Below are 18,095 nucleotides of genomic sequence, written 5' to 3'. Positions count from 1 at the left end.
AGGACGTGGTCAGTACGCGGGACAGGGCCCGGGCAGCGCGGCGGTGCGCTGCCCGGGCCCTGCGCCCACTGCGGGGTCCTGCTGCTGCGATCAGAGCTGGTTGCCGACGAAGACCGTGAGGTCCACGAGGCGGTTGGAGTAGCCCCACTCGTTGTCGTACCAGCCGATGACCTTCACGCTGTTGCCCTCCTGGACCATGGTCAGGGAGGAGTCGAACGTGCAGGACGCCGGGGCGTTGACGATGTCCGAGGAGACGATCGGGTCCTCGGTGTAGTCGATGAGGCCCTTCAGCTCGCCCTCGGCGGCCTTCTGGAAGGCGGCGTTGACCTCTTCCTTGGTGACCTCGCGGCTGAGTTCCACGACGAGGTCGGTGACCGAGCCGGTCGGGACCGGGACGCGCATGGCCATGCCGTCCAGCTTGCCCTTGAGCTGCGGCAGCACCAGGGCGGTGGCCTTGGCGGCGCCGGTGGTGGTCGGGATGATGTTCTCGGCGGCGGCACGGGCGCGGCGCAGGTCCTTGTGCGGGAAGTCAAGGATGCGCTGGTCGTTCGTGTACGCGTGCACCGTCGTCATCAGGCCCCGGACGATGCCGAAGTTCTCGTCGAGGACCTTGGCCATCGGCGCCACACAGTTGGTGGTGCAGGAGGCGTTGGAGATGACGTGGTGGTTCGCCGAGTCGTACTTGTCCTGGTTGACGCCCATCACGATCGTGATGTCCTCGTCCTTGGCCGGAGCCGAGATGAGGACCTTCTTGGCGCCGCCGGCGATGTGCTTGGCGGCGTCGTCCTTCTTGGTGAAGATGCCGGTCGACTCGATGACGATGTCGACGCCCAGCTCGCCCCACGGGATGTCCGAGGGGTTGCGCTCGGAGAGCACCTTGATGGTGTGACCGTCGACCGTGATCGTGTCGGCGGTGTGGGAGACCTCCTGCTTGAGGCGGCCCAGGATCGTGTCGTACTTGAGCAGGTGGGCGGTGGTCGCGGTGTCACCCAGGTCGTTGACAGCCACGACCTCGATGTCTGCGCCCTGCTCCAGCAGCGCGCGGAAGTAGTTACGCCCGATACGGCCGAAGCCGTTGATGCCTACGCGGATCGTCACGAACCGATCTCCTCGTTGGTACGCCGGCCATGCGGTGCCGGCGAGCTCTGTTTGGGATGTCCCCGACCACCACCGACCCTACCTCTCTGCGGGCCTCGGGGTGACATCGAGATGGCGCATACATGGGCAGGCGGTCCGTACTGGTCAGTAGGGGTACGGACCGCCTCGGATCGGCAATGGATTCATCCGTATGTGCGGCGAAATGCGGGGCACTTCCGGCGCCGTTGTCACTCGTTCGTGAGCGGGTCGGCTCACTTGATGAGTACCCCGTTCGCGCACCGTTGAGAGAGGGGTCCGCTCACCTGTCGAGCGAGTCGAACGCCTTGCTCAGCAGAGCCGCCCGGTCGGCCGCCGACGTCATCTGTTCGAGGCCGAAGCCGAGCAGCACGGTGTCGTCCGTGGCGACCGCTCCGTACGTCCGGAACAGCGCCCCGGTGCGCGCCCAGTCCTTGAGCACGGCCGGACTGCCCGCGGGCGGCCCGGCCGCCCGCCAGGCGCCCAGGGACGACTCGAAGCCCTCCGTCTCCCTGGCCGTACCGCCCACCACCAGTGAGGCGTCGTCGGCCAGCACACCGTGACCGCCGCTGCCCGGGTCGGTGATGTAGGCGACCGACACCTCCACGGACTTCCCGGCGTAGCCGCTCAGGTCGAAACTCACCTGCCGCCAGCCGCCGGAGCTGCCGGTGAGGCTGTTCCAGGCACCGGTGCCGCCCCCCGCCGTGCAGGTGTTGCCGGTGAGCGTCAGGTAGTGCCTCAGCCACGGGTGCTCGCCGATCAGGGAGCCGTCCCCGCAGTCGGCCGGCACGGCCGTGCTCGTCGCCCCGCCGGCCTCCGGCAGGGTCGTCCAGTCGGCGGCGCCCGCGGTGTGCGCCTCGACCACCGCGTGGTCGTAGCCGGGCTCGGTGTCCCACAGCAGCCGCATGCTCAGGGCCGGCTTGTCGGCGGCGCCGACACCGGTGAGGTCGATGGTGCGGGTGAGACGCTTGTAGGCATCGTCGGTGTGCACCGCGGCCGCCATGGCGGCACCCGCGTACGGCCCGTACGGGTTGACCGTCCCGGGGAACGCTCCCGCGCCCGCGCTCTTGAACCGGGGATGCGTGGAGACCGGCAGCTCGTCGGAGGTGACGCCGTAGGTGCCCGCCCCGTCCAGCGGGTTGCCGGGCGCGTCGCCGAGGGCGCCGGTGACACCGTCGAGCGCGCCGGAGCCGGTGAAGCCGGTGGCCCCCTTGGTCGACGTACGGCTGTAGGCCCCCAGGTAGTACTGGCTGAAGTCGTCCGACGGGGTGCCGCCGCCGAGGTCGACGCTGCCGCCGGCCAGTTCACCGGCCTCGATCAGCTTGCCGCCCTCGTTGAGGTAGGCGCGCAACTGGAGCTGGGTGGGGTTGGCCGGGCCCTTCGCCCCCGAGTAGTGCACGACCGTCCGGAAGTGCCGCAGCACGCCGAGCGCGTCCGGGGCGCCCCGCGTGGCCACGTCCCACACGATCGCCCTGTGTCCGGCCGCCTTCAGCGCGTCCACGTACGTCCGTGCCTGGGTGGCGGGCGTCCCCTCCTCGGCGACGACCAGGGTGTCCGCCTTCGGCCGCTCGGCGACGGTGTAGGTGAAGTGGGAGCTGGAGACCTTCCTGCCGCCCCGGGTCTCACCGGTGAACCACACCTCGACCCTGTCGCCCGGCTCGCCGTCCCGCACCCGGGCCCGGTACTCGTCGAAGTAGAGGTCGTCCTCGCCGCCGTAGGTCTGCCCGCCCTTCCAGGGCCGCAGCGCCTGGTCGAGCGTAGGGCCGCCGTTGACGCGGTACTTCAGCTCCTTGTCCCGGACCGCCTTGCGGACGACGGCCGAGACCTCCTGGTCCGCACCCCGGGAGTACGACGTGGAGAACGCCGCCGGGGAGAAGTCGGCGGCGCTCAGGCCGACCGAGGAGACCGGCCTGTCGGGGTGCACGGCGGTCTCGGCGACGGAGAGCGCGAAGGGGACGTTCTTCTCGAACTCCTGCCGGATCAGCTTCTCGTCGTCCGGGAAGTTGAAGACCGACCGGCAGTCCTGGGCCTTCCAGGCGTCGTCCGGATCGACGTCCGAGGCGGTCTGGCAGGTCGACATCTCCGGGGTGAACATCGCCATCCCGTTGACGTTCGACGCGTGGCCGTCCGCCTCGCCGTTGGTGGTGTACAGCTCCGAGGAGACCTGCGAACGGTAGCCGGGGATCGCCGGGTTGCCGGGGGTGCCGGCCAGCGCCCGGTAGAGGACGTCGTCGGGCGTGGGGGTGGCCACCTGCCAGCCGACTCCGTAGAGGAGGAGTTCGGCGGCGGAGTGGTAGTTGATGGCGTACCTGAAGCCGACGCGCTTCTCGAACGCGTCCAGCGCCCGGGTCTCGGGCTCGGACGCGGGGCTCGCGCCGCGGTAGGTCTGGCTGGTCGGGTCGGGCGACGAACCCTCGTCGTCGTATCCCCACTTGTACGGGAAGTTGCGGTTGAGATCGACGCCGTCGCCCGTGCTGATGACGCCGTCGCCGTTGACGTCCCGCAGGTTCTTGCGCCACAGGCGGGTGCCGGCGTCCCGGAAGGTGTAGTCGTAGCCGTCCGGGTTGGCCGACAGGACGAACCACAGCTCCGTCGAGTCGACGATCTTCCTGACCCGCCGGTCGTTGGTGTAGTGGTCCAGGTAGTAGTGCATCAGGCGCCGGGTCATCTCCGGGGTGATCCACTCGCGCGCGTGCTGGTTGGACATGTACAGCACCGACGGCTTGGAGCCGTCCCGCGACCTCCTGGCGTTCTGGGTGAGTCTGAGCGCGAGGATGTCCTGGCCGTCGACGGTCCTGCCGATGGACTCCACCTTGGTGAGACCGGGGTGGTCCCGGGCGGTGCGCAGGATCTCCTCCCTGAGCCCGCCGCTGCCGCTGTAGGGGCGGAACACGCCCTGCGCGGCGTCCTCGACGCGGGCCTTCGCCCGGGGGGACAGGGTGCGCTCGGTGAGGTCGACGCCCTGCTTCCGCAGCTGTGCGGCCTGCTTGCCGGTGAGGTAGACCTCGACCTCGGTCCGGCCCTTTCCGGTCACCTGTTCACCGAGTTCGCGGCCGTCCTGGCCCGCCTTGAGCAGCAGGGGCACCTGCTGCCGGGTGACGTCGGCACGGTAGACCCTGACCTCGTCCGGCCGGGGTGCCGCCGGATGTCCGCCCTGTGCCTGGGCGATGGGCGCGAGGCTCGCTCCGCCGATCAGAAGCGCGCCGACAGCGAGGATCGATCTCGCTCGGTGTCTCATGAACCCCCCCAACGGGTGGTCCGCCGCAGCGGCGGACAAGCTGCCAGGCTCGTGACACTCCTTGATCGAGTCAAGAGCGCTTCACGGACACGCCGAGGGGGGCGGTACGAGCCCCGAACGGCCGGTGCCGGGGCCCGAACCGGGTCCCGGCACCCGGGGTGTGACGTCTCGTCAGCCGACCAGGTTGTCCGCCAGCTCCTCGCTGAGGTTGGCGTCCGTGCCCGGGATGCCCAGGTCGGAGGCGCGCTTGTCGGCCATCGCCAGCAGGCGGCGGATGCGGCCCGCGACCGCGTCCTTCGTCAGGGGCGGGTCGGCGAGCGCGCCCAGCTCCTCCAGGGATGCCTGCTTGTGCTCCATGCGCAGCCGTCCGGCGGCGGCGAGGTGCTCCGGCACCTCGTCCCCGAGAATTTCCAGGGCGCGCTGCACCCGGGCCCCGGCGGCCACCGCGGCACGGGCCGAACGGCGCAGATTGGCGTCGTCGAAGTTGGCGAGCCGGTTGGCGGTGGCCCGCACCTCCCGGCGCATCCGGCGCTCCTCCCAGGCCAGCACCGACTCGTGGGCGCCCAGACGGGTGAGAAGGGCGCCGATCGCGTCACCGTCCCGGACGACCACCCGGTCCACGCCGCGCACCTCGCGGGCCTTCGCGGCGATCGACAGTCTGCGGGCCGCGCCGACCAGCGCGAGCGCGGCCTCCGGACCCGGGCAGGTCACCTCCAGGGAGGAGGAGCGGCCGGGTTCGGTCAGCGAGCCGTGCGCCAGGAAGGCCCCGCGCCAGGCCGCCTCCGCGTCGCAGGTGGCCCCGGAGACCACCTGCGGGGGCAGCCCGCGGATCGGGCGGCCCCGGCCGTCCACGAGCCCCGTCTGTCGGGCCAGCTGGTCACCGCCCGCGACCACGCGCACCACGTACCGCGAGCCGCGGCGCAGCCCGCCGGGCGCCATCACGATCAGTTCGGAACTGTGGCCGAAGATCTCCAGGATGTCCCGCTTGAGCCGGCGCGCCGCCATCGCGGTGTCCAGCTCCGCCTCGATCACGATGCGCCCGCTCACCAGATGGAGGCCGCCGGCGAACCGCAGAACGGCGGAGACCTCTGCCTTCCTGCAGCAGGTCCGGGTGACGGGGAGCCGGGAGATCTCGTCCTTCACCGCTGCCGTCATCGCCATGGGCCGATCCTTCCATGCATCCGAAAAATACGGTCGTACGCGGCGGCCAACAGCTCCGGATCATGCCGGGGCGTTCCGTCGGTCCGGGCCACCGGCGCCAGCTCGACCGCGGCTCCCAGCCGCTTGGCGGCCTCGGTGAGCAAGTCGCGGTCGGGCACGGCGGCCTCGTCGGCCAGCACCACGTCCAGGGCGAGTTTAGGGGCGTGTCGCCCCAAAACCTCCAAATGACGCTGCGGTGAGAAGCCTTCGGTTTCTCCCGGCTGCGGCACGAGGTTCAGGGAGAGCACACGGCGGGCCTTGGTGTCGGTGAGGGCGTCGAGCAGCTCGGGGACGAGGAGGTGCGGGATCACCGAGGAGAACCACGAGCCGGGGCCGAGGACCACCCAGTCCGCGTCCAGGACCGCCGCGACGGCCTCCGGCACGGCCGGCGGGTCGTGCGGCACCAGGTGCACCGACTGCACCTCGCCGGGCGTGAGAGCCACGGTCGCCTGCCCGCGGACCGTGTCCACGTCGTCCGGCCGCTCCGGGTCGTGCCCCTTGACCAGGGCCTGCAGTTCCAGCGGCACGGCCGACATGGGCAGCACCCGCCCGTGCGCCCCGAGCAGCCTGCCGACCAGGTCCAGGGCCTGGACATGGTCGCCGAGCTGCTCCCACAGGGCCACGATCAGCAGGTTGCCGACCGCGTGGTCGTGCAGGTCGCCCTTGGAGTGGAAGCGGTGCTGGATGACCCGGGACCAGGTCTGCCCCCAGTCGTCGTCCCCGCACAGCGCCGCCAGCGCCTTGCGCAGGTCACCGGGCGGCAGCACCCCCAGCTCGTCCCGGAGCCGGCCGCTGGAGCCGCCGTCGTCGGCCACGGTGACGACGGCGGTGAGATCGCCGGTGATCCGGCGCAGCGCCGCGAGCGACGCGGACAGGCCCATGCCGCCGCCGAGCGCGACCACCTTGGGCTGGGCGCCGCGCCGCCGGGGCCGGGCCCCGCGGACCTCGGCCGGGCGGCCGGCACGGGCCTCGGGCACCATCCGGCGCAGCCTGCCCAGCCGCGGTGTACGTTCCGTCATTCCCGTCCCATGTCCCGGTGTACGACCACCGTCTCCACGCCCTCGGCCGCGAGCCGCGCGGCGAGCTTCTCCGACATCGCCACCGAGCGGTGCTTGCCGCCGGTACAGCCGATGGCGATGGTCACATACCGCTTGCCCTCACGGCGGTAGCCGGCCGCGATGAGCCGCAGCAGCTCGGCGTACCTGTCGAGGAACTCCTTGGCGCCGGGCTGGTTGAAGACGTAGGCGGCGACCTCCTCGTTGACGCCGGTGTACGGGCGCAGCTCCGGGACCCAGTGCGGGTTTGGCAGGAACCGCATGTCCGCGACCAGGTCGGCGTCGACCGGCAAGCCGTACTTGAAACCGAAGGACATCACGGTGGCCCGCAGTTCGGGCTCCTCCTCGCCGGCGAACTGGGCGTCCATCTTGGCGCGCAGCTCGTGGACGTTCAGGCTGGAGGTGTCGATCACCAGATCGGCGTCGCCGCGCAGCTCGCGCAGCAGCTCCCGCTCGGCGGCGATGCCGTCCACGATGCGGCCGTCACCCTGGAGGGGGTGCGGCCGGCGCACCGACTCGAAGCGGCGCACGAGTGCCTCGTCGGAGGACTCCAGGAAGACGATCCTGCGGGTGACGCCCCGGGTGTCCAGGTCGGCCAGGGACTCGCGCAGGTTGTCGAAGAAGCGCCGGCCGCGGACGTCCACGACGACGGCGATCCGCGCGACGTTGCCCTGGGACCGGGCGCCCAGCTCCACCATGGTGGGGATGAGCGCGGGCGGGAGGTTGTCCACGACGAACCAGCCGAGGTCCTCCAGACACTTCGCGGCCGTGGATCTGCCGGCTCCGGACATGCCGGAGATGATCACCAGCTCGGGGATGGCCGCCTCGGGGGCCCCGGCTGTCTCGCTGCCCGTACTCACCTGTGCTCCGTTGTCCTCGCCCGCTCCCTGGCCGGCGTCCTGCCGGGCGGCATCGTCGCCCGTGTCGCTGTGCGCCTGATCCCGCCGCGCTGTGGGCTGTGCGTCGTGCTCGGTCATGTCTCCTGCCCCCGTCGTCCGTCCGGGGGACCCGTGGTCACGGGCTCCCCCGAGGAACCCCCCGTCGTCCCGGGTTCCTCGTCCTCAATAATCTCTCCGGTCGCCGTGTTGACGGCGGGTGCGGCCGGAGCCGCCCCGGCGAGAGCCACGGCGATGGTCTCGGCCGTCTTCCGGCCTATCCCGGGCACTTCCTGGATCTGCTCGATGGTGGCGGACCGCAGCTTCTTCACCGAGCCGAAATGCTTGATGAGCGCCTGCTTGCGGGTCTCGCCGAGCCCGGGCACCTCGTCCAGCGGGCCGGCCCGGAAGCGCTTGGCCCGCTTGGTCCGCTGATAGGTGATCGCGAACCGGTGGGCCTCGTCACGGACCCGCTGGAGCAGGTAGAGGCCCTCGCTGGTGCGGGGCAGGACCACCGGGTCGTCCTCACCGGGCACCCAGACCTCTTCCAGGCGCTTGGCGAGACCGCAGACCGCGATGTCGTCGATGCCCAGCTCGTCCAGGGCGCGCCGGGCCGCCGCGACCTGCGGCTGACCGCCGTCCACGACGACCAGCTGCGGCGGGTACGCGAACTTCCTGGGACGCCCGTCGTCGTCCTTGAGGGAGTCCGTGACCGCTTCCGTGCCGCTGAGCGCGCCGTCGCCGTCGGTGAGCAGCTCCTCGGTGCCGGCGCCGTCGGCCCACTCCCCCGTCCTCTCCTTCTCGGCCAGGTAGCGCCTGAAGCGCCGGGTGATCACCTCGTGCATGGAGCGGACGTCGTCCTGGCCGGCGAAGCCCTTGATCTGGAAGCGGCGGTACTCGTTCTTGCGCTGGAGCCCGTCCTCGAAGACGACCATGGAAGCCACCACGTCGTCGCCCTGGAGGTGCGAGATGTCGTAGCACTCGATCCGCAGCGGGGCGCTGTCCAGGTCGAGGGCGCCGGCGATCTCCTCCAGCGCGCGCGAACGCGTGGTCAGGTCGGAGGCGCGTCTCGTCTTGTGCAGGGCGAGGGACTGCTGGGCGTTGCGCTGCACGGTCTCCATGAGCGCCTTCTTGTCGCCGCGCTGCGGGATGCGCAGCGAGACGTTCGACCCGCGGCGGGCGGCCAGCCACTCCTGGACCGGCTCGACCGGCTCGGGCAGGGCCGGAACCAGCACCTCCTTGGGGACCGCGTCCCCGGTCTCCTCGCCGTACAGCTGCTGGAGGGCGTGCTCGACCAAGGCGCCGGTGGTGACCTCCTCGACCTTGTCGGTCACCCAGCCGCGCTGGCCGCGGACCCTGCCGCCGCGTACGTGGAAGATCTGGACGGCCGCCTCCAGTTCGTCCTCGGCGACGGCGATGAGGTCGGCGTCGGTCGCGTCGGCCAGCACGACCGCGTTCTTCTCCATGGCCTTCTTCAGGGCCCCTATGTCGTCGCGCAGCCGGGCCGCCCGTTCGTACTCCATCTCCTCGGCCGCCTCCGTCATCTGCTTCTCCAGGCGGCGGAGGTAGGTGCCGGTGCGGCCGGTCATGAAGTCACAGAACTCGTCGGCCAGGTCCCAGTGGTCCTCGGGGGTGATCCGGCCGACACAGGGGGCGGAGCACTTGTCGATGTACCCGAGCAGGCAGGGCCGGCCCGTACGGGCGGCGTTCTTGAAGACGCCGGCCGAGCACGTGCGCACCGGGAAGACCCGCAGCAGCAGGTCGACGGTGTCCCGGATCGCCCACGCGTGCGCGTACGGCCCGAAATACCGGACGCCCTTCTTCTTGTGACCGCGCATCACCTGCACGCGCGGGAACTGTTCGTTCATCGTCACCGCGAGGTACGGGTAGCTCTTGTCGTCGCGGTACTTGACGTTGAACCGGGGGTCGTACTCCTTGATCCAGGAGTACTCCAGCTGGAGCGCCTCCACCTCCGTGGACACCACGGTCCACTCCACGGACGCGGCGGTGGTCACCATCGTCCGGGTGCGCGGGTGCAGGTTCGCCAGGTCCTGGAAGTAGTTCGCCAGGCGCTGGCGCAGGCTCTTCGCCTTCCCGACGTAGATCACCCGGCGGTGCTCGTCACGGAACCTGTACACCCCGGGAGAGTCCGGGATGTCTCCCGGCCTGGGGCGGTAGCTGGAGGGATCGGCCATGTCTCACACCCTACTGGCGAGCGCCGACACCGCGTCGCGCCTGTGGACAACGCCCACCCCGTGCGGCGCCCCGGGAGTGCGTCGGCGGCTCCCCCGCCGCGATGTCCGCGCCCCTGCCCACCGGTCCTCCTGACCGGCGCTGCCCACCGCGCCCGCTCCCCCGGCGCACTCGCCCGCACCCGGCCGCCCCCGGCCGCGAGACGGCGAGGTCCGGCCAGTCGCCGGCGACGGTCGGGCGATAGGTGTTGTCGGGTTCTGGTCAACACGCTTCAATGCGGGGGAACCTGGGCCGTGCACGCATGCACACGGGCGCGGCGGAGCCCGGCCACGGGCGTCCGCGGCGCCCACGGGGGTGGCCCGCGGACTCGCACAGACGGTCTGACCAGCCGGAGTGACATCTCACAGAAAGGCCCCTCGGCATGCGGCATGCCACAGAGCACGCGGACGTCCCCACCGCGGAACTCGACACGGCCCTGCGCGGCGGCCCCTTCCACGTGGCGCTGCGCGCCGCGATCGCCGCACGCGGACTGCCGCTCCAGCGCGTGCAGCACCACCTGTCCCGCCGCGGGGTCACGGTGGGCGTGACCAGCCTGAGCTACTGGCAGCAGGGCGCCCGCCGCCCGCAACGCCCGGAGTCGCTGCGCGCCGTACGGGCGCTGGAGGAGATACTCCAGCTGCCGGACGAGTCACTGATCCGGCTGCTCGCCGAGGCCGACGAGCGCGCGACGCCCGGCCGTGCGAGGGGCCGCTCCTACCAGTCCCTGATCGAGGCCTCGGACGTCCTGGACCGGCTCACGGCCGACCTGGGCTGGTCCGTGGACGGCGGGTTGCACACCCTCGGCCACCACGAATGCGTCCGGATCGGCGCCCGGCGCGAGCTGGCCGGCCGCGAGGCCCACCACATCGTGCGGGCCCACCGCGACGGCGTCGACCGCTTCGTCGCCGTCCACCACGGCGACCGGGGCTGCGATCCGCGCCGGATGACCGTGCGCGCCCTCGAGAACTGCCGCACGGGACGCCTCCGCTGGGACCAGGACACCGGCGTGCTGGTGGCCGAGCTGCTGTTCGGCACCCGGCTGCGCTCCGGCGACACGTTCCTCTTCCGGTACGCCGTCGAGGACGGCACGGCCGGGACCGCCCGCGAGCATCTCCAGCGATTCGGTGCCCCCGGTGGTCAGTACGCGCTCCAGGTGCGCTTCGACCCCTCCGCCCTGCCGGTGCGCTGCCACCGCTTCGCCCAGCACTCGCCGGCGGCTCCACGCGGCGGCCGGCAGGAACTCGCCGTGACCGGTCTGCACCACTGTGCCCACGTGGTCGAACCGCGCATCCGGCCGGGCATCGTGGGGATCGCCTGGGAGTGGGAGCAAGAGTGACGGCCCCCTGTCCGCCTGTCCCCCCTCGTGCCCGAAACCATCCGGCTGACCGCCGCACCGGGGGCGGCAGGGGCCGGTGTGCTGCGTGCCTGGCAGCGCTGCGCGACGGGGTCACCGGGTGGGTGGCTTTCGGGGGCGGTCCGGGCGGTCGCCGGTCCGGGCGGTTCCGGGCAGCTGGTCCGAGGCCGGGCGAGCCAGCCGGGGCCGGGCTTGTGGGCTTCGCGGATCCGGGCGGGCGTGCCCTCGCAGCTCCGGGCGACCGGTGGACGGCTGCGGGCGAGCGGTGGACGGCTGCGGGCGAGCGGCCTTCCTGGGGCCGGGCGGCGGTCCGGGCCCGGGCCTCCGGGCCTCGTCGCTCCCGAACCGCGGTGGACGGCTCACATCCGGGCCCGGCGGCCCCGTCCGGGCCGAGCGGCTCCCAGGGCCCTCCGTCAGGCCGCCGGGCCGGCGATGATCCTGCCGTTCGCGGTCTTCACCGTCAGCTCGCCCAGGGGCTCGGTGGCCGGCGACTGGACCACCTTGCCCGTCACGGCGTCGAACTCGCTGCCGTGGCAGGGGCAGACCAGAGTCGTCCCCCGCAGTTTGTTGATGGGGCACCCGGCGTGTGTGCAGATCGTGCTGTACGCCTTCAGCGTGCCGTTCCGGTCGCGGCTGACCACCACGTTGTGGTCCTGGTAGAGCTGGGCGCCGCCCTTCGGGACCTCACTCTCGGCACCGAGATCGACCGGTGCGGTCGGCGTGGCCGCGGCCGGTCCGCTCCCGTCCGGTGCCGAGCACGCGGCCAGGCCGAGCCCGGCGACCGGGGCAGCGGCGGCCCCTCGAAGGACGGTACGGCGGCTTGCCGAGGAGCGGGCGGGCATCTGGTTCTCCACAGGTCAAGGGGTGTGCAGGCCGACAATACCCGGGGGAAGGAAGCGCGCCGGATCCCGGGGCGGCAGGTGCTCACGCACCCGTTTACGCGGGATGAGACGGTGAGATACCGTCCCGGTTCGCCGGCCCCAGGCGCAGGCGCAGGCGCAGGCCGGAAAGGAAATCGGTCGGCGGGAAGGGGCGGTTCAGTCCGCACCACCTCTGCGGGGAGCCGTCGGCGGGACCGGGCCGGCTCACGACCCAGCCGGCACAGGGACCGGGCCACTCACTACTCGGGTCCGCCAAGGAGGGCACCACCTCATGATCGTCGTTGCCGGTGAGGCACTGATCGACCTCGTACCGCAGGGCCCCGGCGCCCTCGCGGTGCTGAAACCGGCGCTCGGCGGCGGCCCCTACAACACCGCCGTGGCCCTCGGGCGGCTCGGCTCCCGCACCGCCTTCTGCTCCCGGGTGTCGGACGACGCCTTCGGTGAGGCCCTGCTGGACGGGCTGCGACGGGCCGGGGTCGACGTGTCCGGCGTGCAGCGCGGGCCGGAGCCGACGACCCTCGCGGTGGCGACGGTCGACACCACCGGCTCGGCCGCCTACTCCTTCTATGTCGACGGCACCGCCGACCGTTTGTTCTCCGGCCCGGTGACCCCGCCCGCCGGTACGCGCGCCGTGTCCTTCGGTACCTGTTCGCTCGCCCTGGAGCCGGGAGCGAGCGCCTATGAGGAGCTGATGCGTACCGCTGCCGGACAAGGACTCTTCACCGCCCTCGATCCCAACATCCGGGCGGGGCTGATCCCGGACGCGGACGCCTACCGGACGCGTTTCGAGGGCTGGCTGCCCTCGGTGACGCTGCTGAAGGTGTCCGAGGAGGATGCCGCGTGGCTCGGCGGCACCCCGCGCGCATGGCTGGCCGCGGGACCGTCGGCCGTGGTGGTCACCCGGGGCGGCGACGGCCTGACCGTGTTCACCCGGGACGGCGGGGAGCATTCCGTGCCCGGTGAGGAAGTCAGTGTCGTGGACACCATCGGCGCCGGTGACACGGTGAACGCGGCCTTGCTGCACGGACTGGCCGTGCGAGACGCGCTGACGCCGGAAGCGCTCGGCGCCCTCGGGGCGGAGGGCTGGGCCCGGCTGCTGCGCTTCGCGGCCCGCGCGGCTGCGGTCACCTGCTCGCGGGCGGGGGCCGAGCCGCCGTACGCGGCCGAGCTGGGCGGGCCGGCCGCGTTGTGAGCGGTCTGTTCTCCCTGTGCTGTTGACAAGGTACGGCCGGCCCTGCGGTGTGCGGGGACCTGTCGGACCGCGGAACCGGGCTGGCTGTCGAGAGAACGAACGGCGCCCCGCGAGGAGTTCCCACGGGGCGCCGACTTTCTGATGACGTGTCAGCCGGAGCCGGATGGCGCTTCTGGCCGCCTACCGGTCGGGCCCGGCTCAGGCCTTGCGGGCGCGCGTGGCCTTCTTCGCGGGCGTCGCCTTCTTCGTGGCCGTGGCGGTCTTCGTGGCCGGGGCGCTGTTGGCCTTGGCCGTCACCGTCTTCTTCGCCGGTGACTTGGCGGCGGCCGTCTTCCGTGCCGTCGTGGCCCGCGGCGCCTTGACCGGTTCGGCGTCGCTGACGCGGTCAGCGCCGAGGATCTCGCGCAGGAACTTGCCGGTGTGGCTGGCCGGGACACCGGCGACCTCCTCGGGCGTGCCCTCCGCGACCACCAGGCCACCACCGGCGCCGCCCTCCGGACCCATGTCCACGACCCAGTCGGCGGTCTTGATCACGTCGAGGTTGTGCTCGATGACGATGACCGTGTTGCCCTTGTCGACCAGCCCGCCGAGCACCGTGAGCAGCTTGCTGATGTCCTCGAAGTGCAGACCGGTGGTCGGCTCGTCCAGGACGTAGACCGTACGTCCCGTGGACCGCTTCTGCAGTTCGCTGGCGAGCTTGACGCGCTGCGCCTCACCACCGGAGAGGGTGGTGGCCGACTGGCCGAGGCGGACGTAGCCGAGACCGACGTCGTTCAGCGTCCTCAGGTGCCGGGAGATCGCCGGGACCGCCTCGAAGAAGTGCATGGCCTCCTCGATCGGCATGTTGAGCACCTCGGCGATGGACTTGCCCTTGTAGTGGACCTCCAGGGTCTCCCGGTTGTACCGGGCGCCGTGGCAGACCTCGCACGGGACGTAGACGTCCGGCAGGAAGTTCATCTCGATCTTGATGGTGCCGTCACCGGAGCAGTTCTCGCAGCGGCCGCCCTTGACGTTGAAGGAGAAGCGCCCCGGCAGATAGCCGCGGACCTTCGCCTCGGTGGTCTCGGCGAACAGCTTGCGGACGTGGTCGAAGACACCGGTGTAGGTCGCCGGGTTGGACCGCGGGGTGCGGCCGATCGGGGACTGGTCGACGTGCACCACCTTGTCGACCAGGTCGTCCCCCGCCACGCGCGTGTGCCGTCCGGGGACGTTCCGGGCGCCGTTCAGCTCGCGGGCCAGGTGCGTGTAGAGGATGTCGTTGACCAGCGTCGACTTGCCGGATCCGGAGACGCCGGTGACGGCCGTGAACACGCCGAGCGGGAAGGAGACGTCGATGTCCTGCAAGTTGTTCTCGCGGGCACCGTGCACGGTGAGCTGCCGGGAGGGGTCGAGCGGGCGGCGCACGTCCGGGAGCGGGATGGACTTGCGGCCCGAGAGGTACGCGCCGGTCTGCGACTCGGTGTTGGCGAGCAGTTCCTTCACGGAACCGCTGTGCACGACCTTGCCGCCGTGCTCACCGGCGCCGGGACCGATGTCCACGATCCAGTCCGCGACCTTGATGGTGTCCTCGTCGTGCTCGACGACGATGAGCGTGTTGCCCATGTCACGCAGCCGGACGAGGGTCTCGATCAGCCGGTGGTTGTCCCGCTGGTGCAGGCCGATGGAGGGCTCGTCCAGGACGTAGAGGACGCCGACGAGGCCGGAGCCGATCTGGGTGGCCAGGCGGATGCGCTGCGCCTCACCGCCGGAGAGGGTGCCGGCCGCACGGTTGAGCGAGAGGTAGTCCAGGCCGACGTCCACCAGGAAGCGCAGCCGCTCGTTGACCTCCTTCAGAACTCGCTCGGCGATCTTCTTGTCGCGGGCGCTGAGCTTCAGTTCGCCCAGGAAGTCGGCGCAGTCGCTGATCGACATCGCGGAGATCTCGGCGATCGACCTGCCCATGATCGTGACCGCGAGGACGATCGGCTTCAGGCGCGTGCCCTCACAGGAGGGGCAGGGCACCTCGCGCATGTAGCCCTCGAAGCGCTCGCGGCTGGCGTCGCTCTCCGCCTCGCTGTGCCGGCGCTTCACGAACGGCACGGCGCCCTCGAAGGGCGTCGTGTAGACGCGCTCGCGGCCGTACCGGTTGCGGTACCGCACCTCGATCTGGGTCCTGTGGCCCTGCAGCAGGGCCTTCTTGGCGCGCTGCGGCAGACCGGCGAAGGGGATGTCCGTGCGGAAGCCCAGGGCCTCCGCGAGGGCGCCGATCAGGCGGCTGAAGTAGTCCTTGGTGTGCCCGTGCGACCAGGGGTGGATGGCACCCTCGTCCAGGGACTTGTCGGGGTCCGGGACGATCAGCTCGGGGTCGACCTCCATGCGCGTGCCGATGCCGCTGCACTCGGGACAGGCGCCGAAGGGCGAGTTGAAGGAGAAGGAACGGGGCTCCAGCTCCTCGAAGGAGAGGTCGTCGTACGGACAGTAGAGGTGCTCCGAGTACATGCGCTCGCGCTCGGGGTCGTCCTCGGGGAGGTCCACGAAGTCGAGCACCACCATGCCGCCGGACAGGCCGAGGGCCGTCTCCACGGAGTCGGTGAGGCGGCGCTTGGCGGAGTCCTTCACCGTGAGGCGGTCCACGACCACCTCGATGGTGTGCTTCTCCTGCTTCTTCAAGGCCGGCGGCTCGGAGAGCTGGACGGTCCGGCCGTCGACGCGCGCGCGGGAGTAGCCCTTGGTCTGGAGGTCGGCGAAGAGGTCGACGAACTCGCCCTTGCGCTCGCGCACCAGCGGGGACAGCACCTGGAAGCGGCTCCCCTCCGGGAGCTCCAGGACCCTGTCCACGATCGCCTGCGGCGACTGACGCGAGATCGGGCGGCCGCACTCGGGGCAGTGCGGCTTGCCGATACGCGCGAAGAGCAGCCGCAGGTAGTCGTAGACCTCGGTGATCGTGCCGACCGTCGAGCGGGGGTTGCGGGAGGTCGACTTCTGGTCGATGGAGACCGCCGGGGAGAGGCCCTCGATGAAGTCGACGTCGGGCTTGTCCATCTGCCCGAGGAACTGCCGTGCGTACGAGGAGAGCGACTCCACGTAACGGCGCTGGCCCTCGGCGAAGATGGTGTCGAAGGCCAGGGAGGACTTGCCCGACCCGGACAGGCCCGTGAAGACGATGAGCGAGTCACGAGGCAGGTCGAGCGACACGTTCTTCAGGTTGTGCTCGCGCGCGCCACGGACGATGAGACGGTCGGCCACGCCGGTCCGCACCTTTCTAGAGAAGTGACAGGGGCGGGGCCCCCGAGCTTCTTCAGACTAGGGGGAGCCACTGACAACGCCGGTCGGATTGCCCGGTTGCATAACAACCCCCGACCCTCCAGCATGCCCGACGCCACCTTCGACGATATAGCACGTGCTTTCGATTTGCGGGCGAGGTTCCTCACCTTCACCCGAAGGTGTGGCGGGACTAGGGTCAGCACCATGATTGATCACGCTCATGACCTGGCCTGTGTACGTGACGCGACCAGCCGGCTCCTCATCGCGGTCGCCGAGCTGGACAACGCGTCACTGGCCCTGCCGTCACGGCTTCCCCGCTGGAGCCGCGGGCATGTGCTCGCCCACATCGCCCGCAACGCCGACGCGCTCGTGAACGTCCTGGACGGGCGTCCTATGTACGCGAGCGCCGAGCAGCGCGACGCCGACATAGAGCACGACTCCCCGCGGCCCGTGGCGGTCCAGCTCGCGGACCTCAGGGAGAGCGCGGCCCGCTTCCAGGCGGCCGGGGACGCGCCCGCGGACTGGACGCGCACCGTGGAGCTGCGCAACGGGGTCACCGACTCGGCGGCCCGGATCCCGTTCCGGCGGTGGGCGGAGGTGGAGCTGCATCACGTCGACCTCGGGACCGGGTACGAGCTGGAAGATCTCCCGGCGGAGTTCTTGGAGCGGGAGACCGGCTTCCTCGCGCAGCGGTTCGCCGGGCACGAAGACGTCCCCGCGACCCGGATCACGAACGGCACGCGCGCGTGGAGCACCGGCCGCGAGGCGGAGGTGTCCGAAATCACCGTCACCGGACGGCCGGCCGATCTGCTGGGCTGGCTCGCCGGGCGCCGCGACGGGGCGGCGCTGGAGGTGCGGGGCGGCGCGCTGCCGAAGCTGCCCCCGCTGTAGGACGGCAGCGTCCGCCGGGGCTCCCCCGCTATAGGCTGGCCGCCATGACGTACTCCGGAGAGGTCAAGGTCGGCGGGCCGGCGGACGTGCACGAGCTGAAAGACCTGATGATCACCAAGATCGCGGTCGGCCCGATGGACAACAACGCCTATCTGCTGCGCTGCCGGGCCACCGACGAGCAGCTTCTGATCGATGCCGCCAACGAGGCGCCGACACTACTGGCGATGATCGGTGACGACGGCATCGCGTCCGTCGTCACCACCCATCAGCACGGCGACCACTGGCAGGCGCTCGCCGAGGTCGTCGCCGGCACGGGCGCGCGCACCTATGCCGGCCGCGACGACGCTCCCGGCATCCCGGTGCCCACCGACGTCCTCGTCGACGACGGCGACGTCATCACGGTGGGCCAGGTGCGGCTCACCGCGCGCCACCTGGTCGGGCACACGCCCGGCTCCATCGCGCTGATCTACGACGACCCGCACGGCCATCCGCACGTCTTCACCGGTGACTGTCTCTTCCCCGGCGGGATCGGCAACACGCGCAAGGATCCGCAGGCGTTCGCCAGCCTGATCCGCGACGTGGAGACGAAGATCTTCGGCGCGCTGCCGGACGAGACGTGGGTCTACCCCGGGCACGGCGACGACACCACGCTGGGCGCGGAACGGCCGCACCTGCCGGAGTGGCACGCGCGCGGGTGGTGAGCCGCGCGCGGACGCTCACAGCGGCGCACGCACCCTGCCTTCGCACGGGGCGTGGATCCTGCTCGCACGCCCGGCGTGCGGCACGCACACCGCGCCCCGTGTGAACATTCCGCACGCGCC

The 18,095-nt window shown here is 71.4% G+C and carries 12 protein-coding genes; 4 read left to right on the top strand and 8 right to left on the bottom strand.

Annotation, left to right across the window (positions count from 1 at the left end; translation table 11 throughout):
* Positions 1-90: 90 nt before the first annotated feature.
* The 6 genes from gap to uvrC form a co-directional block, all read right to left on the bottom strand.
* On the bottom strand, positions 91-1,098 hold the full coding sequence (gene gap / locus ACGFT1_RS23385) for a type I glyceraldehyde-3-phosphate dehydrogenase (protein ID WP_373910890.1): 1,008 nt from the start codon (positions 1,096-1,098) through the stop codon (positions 91-93).
* 298 nt (positions 1,099-1,396) lie between these two features.
* Complete coding sequence (locus tag ACGFT1_RS23380) at positions 1,397-4,351, bottom strand: M14 family zinc carboxypeptidase (protein ID WP_373910889.1); 2,955 nt, start codon at positions 4,349-4,351, stop codon at positions 1,397-1,399.
* 171 nt (positions 4,352-4,522) lie between these two features.
* On the bottom strand, positions 4,523-5,512 hold the full coding sequence (whiA, locus tag ACGFT1_RS23375; protein WP_356820968.1) for a DNA-binding protein WhiA: 990 nt from the start codon (positions 5,510-5,512) through the stop codon (positions 4,523-4,525).
* Positions 5,503-6,570 (bottom strand): uridine diphosphate-N-acetylglucosamine-binding protein YvcK, encoded by a 1,068-nt coding sequence (gene yvcK / locus ACGFT1_RS23370; RefSeq protein WP_373910888.1) that lies wholly within the window; start codon positions 6,568-6,570, stop codon positions 5,503-5,505. The genes whiA and yvcK overlap by 10 nt, the downstream gene beginning before the upstream one ends.
* On the bottom strand, positions 6,567-7,583 hold the full coding sequence (gene rapZ / locus ACGFT1_RS23365; protein ID WP_373910887.1) for an RNase adapter RapZ: 1,017 nt from the start codon (positions 7,581-7,583) through the stop codon (positions 6,567-6,569). The genes yvcK and rapZ overlap by 4 nt, the downstream gene beginning before the upstream one ends.
* Entirely contained in the window at positions 7,580-9,676 is a 2,097-nt protein-coding gene (uvrC, locus tag ACGFT1_RS23360) for an excinuclease ABC subunit UvrC (protein WP_373910886.1), read from the bottom strand. The genes rapZ and uvrC overlap by 4 nt, the downstream gene beginning before the upstream one ends.
* Before the next feature lie 419 nt (positions 9,677-10,095).
* Here uvrC and ACGFT1_RS23355 point away from each other — a divergent pair, with 419 nt between their 5' ends.
* Positions 10,096-11,049 (top strand): hypothetical protein, encoded by a 954-nt coding sequence (locus ACGFT1_RS23355; protein WP_373910885.1) that lies wholly within the window; start codon positions 10,096-10,098, stop codon positions 11,047-11,049.
* A 431-nt stretch (positions 11,050-11,480) separates the two neighbouring features.
* On the opposite strand, the gene ACGFT1_RS23350 is transcribed toward ACGFT1_RS23355, so the two are convergent.
* On the bottom strand, positions 11,481-11,909 hold the full coding sequence (locus tag ACGFT1_RS23350) for a Rieske 2Fe-2S domain-containing protein (protein ID WP_373910884.1): 429 nt from the start codon (positions 11,907-11,909) through the stop codon (positions 11,481-11,483).
* Between the two features lie 310 nt (positions 11,910-12,219).
* Here ACGFT1_RS23350 and ACGFT1_RS23345 point away from each other — a divergent pair, with 310 nt between their 5' ends.
* A complete protein-coding gene (locus tag ACGFT1_RS23345) occupies positions 12,220-13,140 on the top strand; it encodes a carbohydrate kinase (RefSeq protein WP_373910883.1) in 921 nt (306 codons plus the stop codon).
* Between the two features lie 198 nt (positions 13,141-13,338).
* On the opposite strand, the gene uvrA is transcribed toward ACGFT1_RS23345, so the two are convergent.
* Positions 13,339-16,365 carry an excinuclease ABC subunit UvrA gene (gene uvrA, locus ACGFT1_RS23340; RefSeq protein ID WP_373910882.1) on the bottom strand — a complete coding sequence of 1,009 codons (3,027 nt, stop codon included), beginning with the start codon at positions 16,363-16,365 and terminating at the stop codon, positions 13,339-13,341.
* Positions 16,366-16,587: 222 nt separating this feature from the next.
* Here uvrA and ACGFT1_RS23335 point away from each other — a divergent pair, with 222 nt between their 5' ends.
* The gene (locus tag ACGFT1_RS23335) at positions 16,588-17,274 is read left to right on the top strand and encodes a maleylpyruvate isomerase family mycothiol-dependent enzyme (RefSeq protein WP_373910881.1); all 687 of its coding nucleotides are present in this window, start codon (positions 16,588-16,590) and stop codon (positions 17,272-17,274) included.
* 44 nt (positions 17,275-17,318) lie between these two features.
* Entirely contained in the window at positions 17,319-17,975 is a 657-nt protein-coding gene (locus ACGFT1_RS23330) for an MBL fold metallo-hydrolase (protein ID WP_373910880.1), read from the top strand.
* Positions 17,976-18,095: the final 120 nt, after the last annotated feature.

The sequence above is a fragment of the Streptomyces sp. Y20 genome (genome assembly GCF_043195475.1).
GTDB lineage: Bacteria > Actinomycetota > Actinomycetes > Streptomycetales > Streptomycetaceae > Streptomyces.
The sequence above is the reverse complement of the archived record's forward strand: the minus strand, read 5'-3'. Positions and strand labels throughout refer to the sequence as shown.

Excerpts from the sequence above, each read along its gene's own strand:
- rapZ (WP_373910887.1), bottom strand. The coding sequence starts at position 7,583 with ATGACCGAGCACGACGCACAGCCCACAGCGCGGCGGGATCAGGCGCAC.
- yvcK (WP_373910888.1), bottom strand. The coding sequence starts at position 6,570 with ATGACGGAACGTACACCGCGGCTGGGCAGGCTGCGCCGGATGGTGCCC.
- whiA (WP_356820968.1), bottom strand. The coding sequence starts at position 5,512 with ATGGCGATGACGGCAGCGGTGAAGGACGAGATCTCCCGGCTCCCCGTC.
- ACGFT1_RS23335 (WP_373910881.1), top strand. The coding sequence starts at position 16,588 with ATGATTGATCACGCTCATGACCTGGCCTGTGTACGTGACGCGACCAGC.
- ACGFT1_RS23350 (WP_373910884.1), bottom strand. The coding sequence starts at position 11,909 with ATGCCCGCCCGCTCCTCGGCAAGCCGCCGTACCGTCCTTCGAGGGGCC.
- ACGFT1_RS23330 (WP_373910880.1), top strand. The coding sequence starts at position 17,319 with ATGACGTACTCCGGAGAGGTCAAGGTCGGCGGGCCGGCGGACGTGCAC.
- ACGFT1_RS23355 (WP_373910885.1), top strand. The coding sequence starts at position 10,096 with ATGCGGCATGCCACAGAGCACGCGGACGTCCCCACCGCGGAACTCGAC.
- ACGFT1_RS23380 (WP_373910889.1), bottom strand. The coding sequence starts at position 4,351 with ATGAGACACCGAGCGAGATCGATCCTCGCTGTCGGCGCGCTTCTGATC.
- uvrC (WP_373910886.1), bottom strand. The coding sequence starts at position 9,676 with ATGGCCGATCCCTCCAGCTACCGCCCCAGGCCGGGAGACATCCCGGAC.
- ACGFT1_RS23345 (WP_373910883.1), top strand. The coding sequence starts at position 12,220 with ATGATCGTCGTTGCCGGTGAGGCACTGATCGACCTCGTACCGCAGGGC.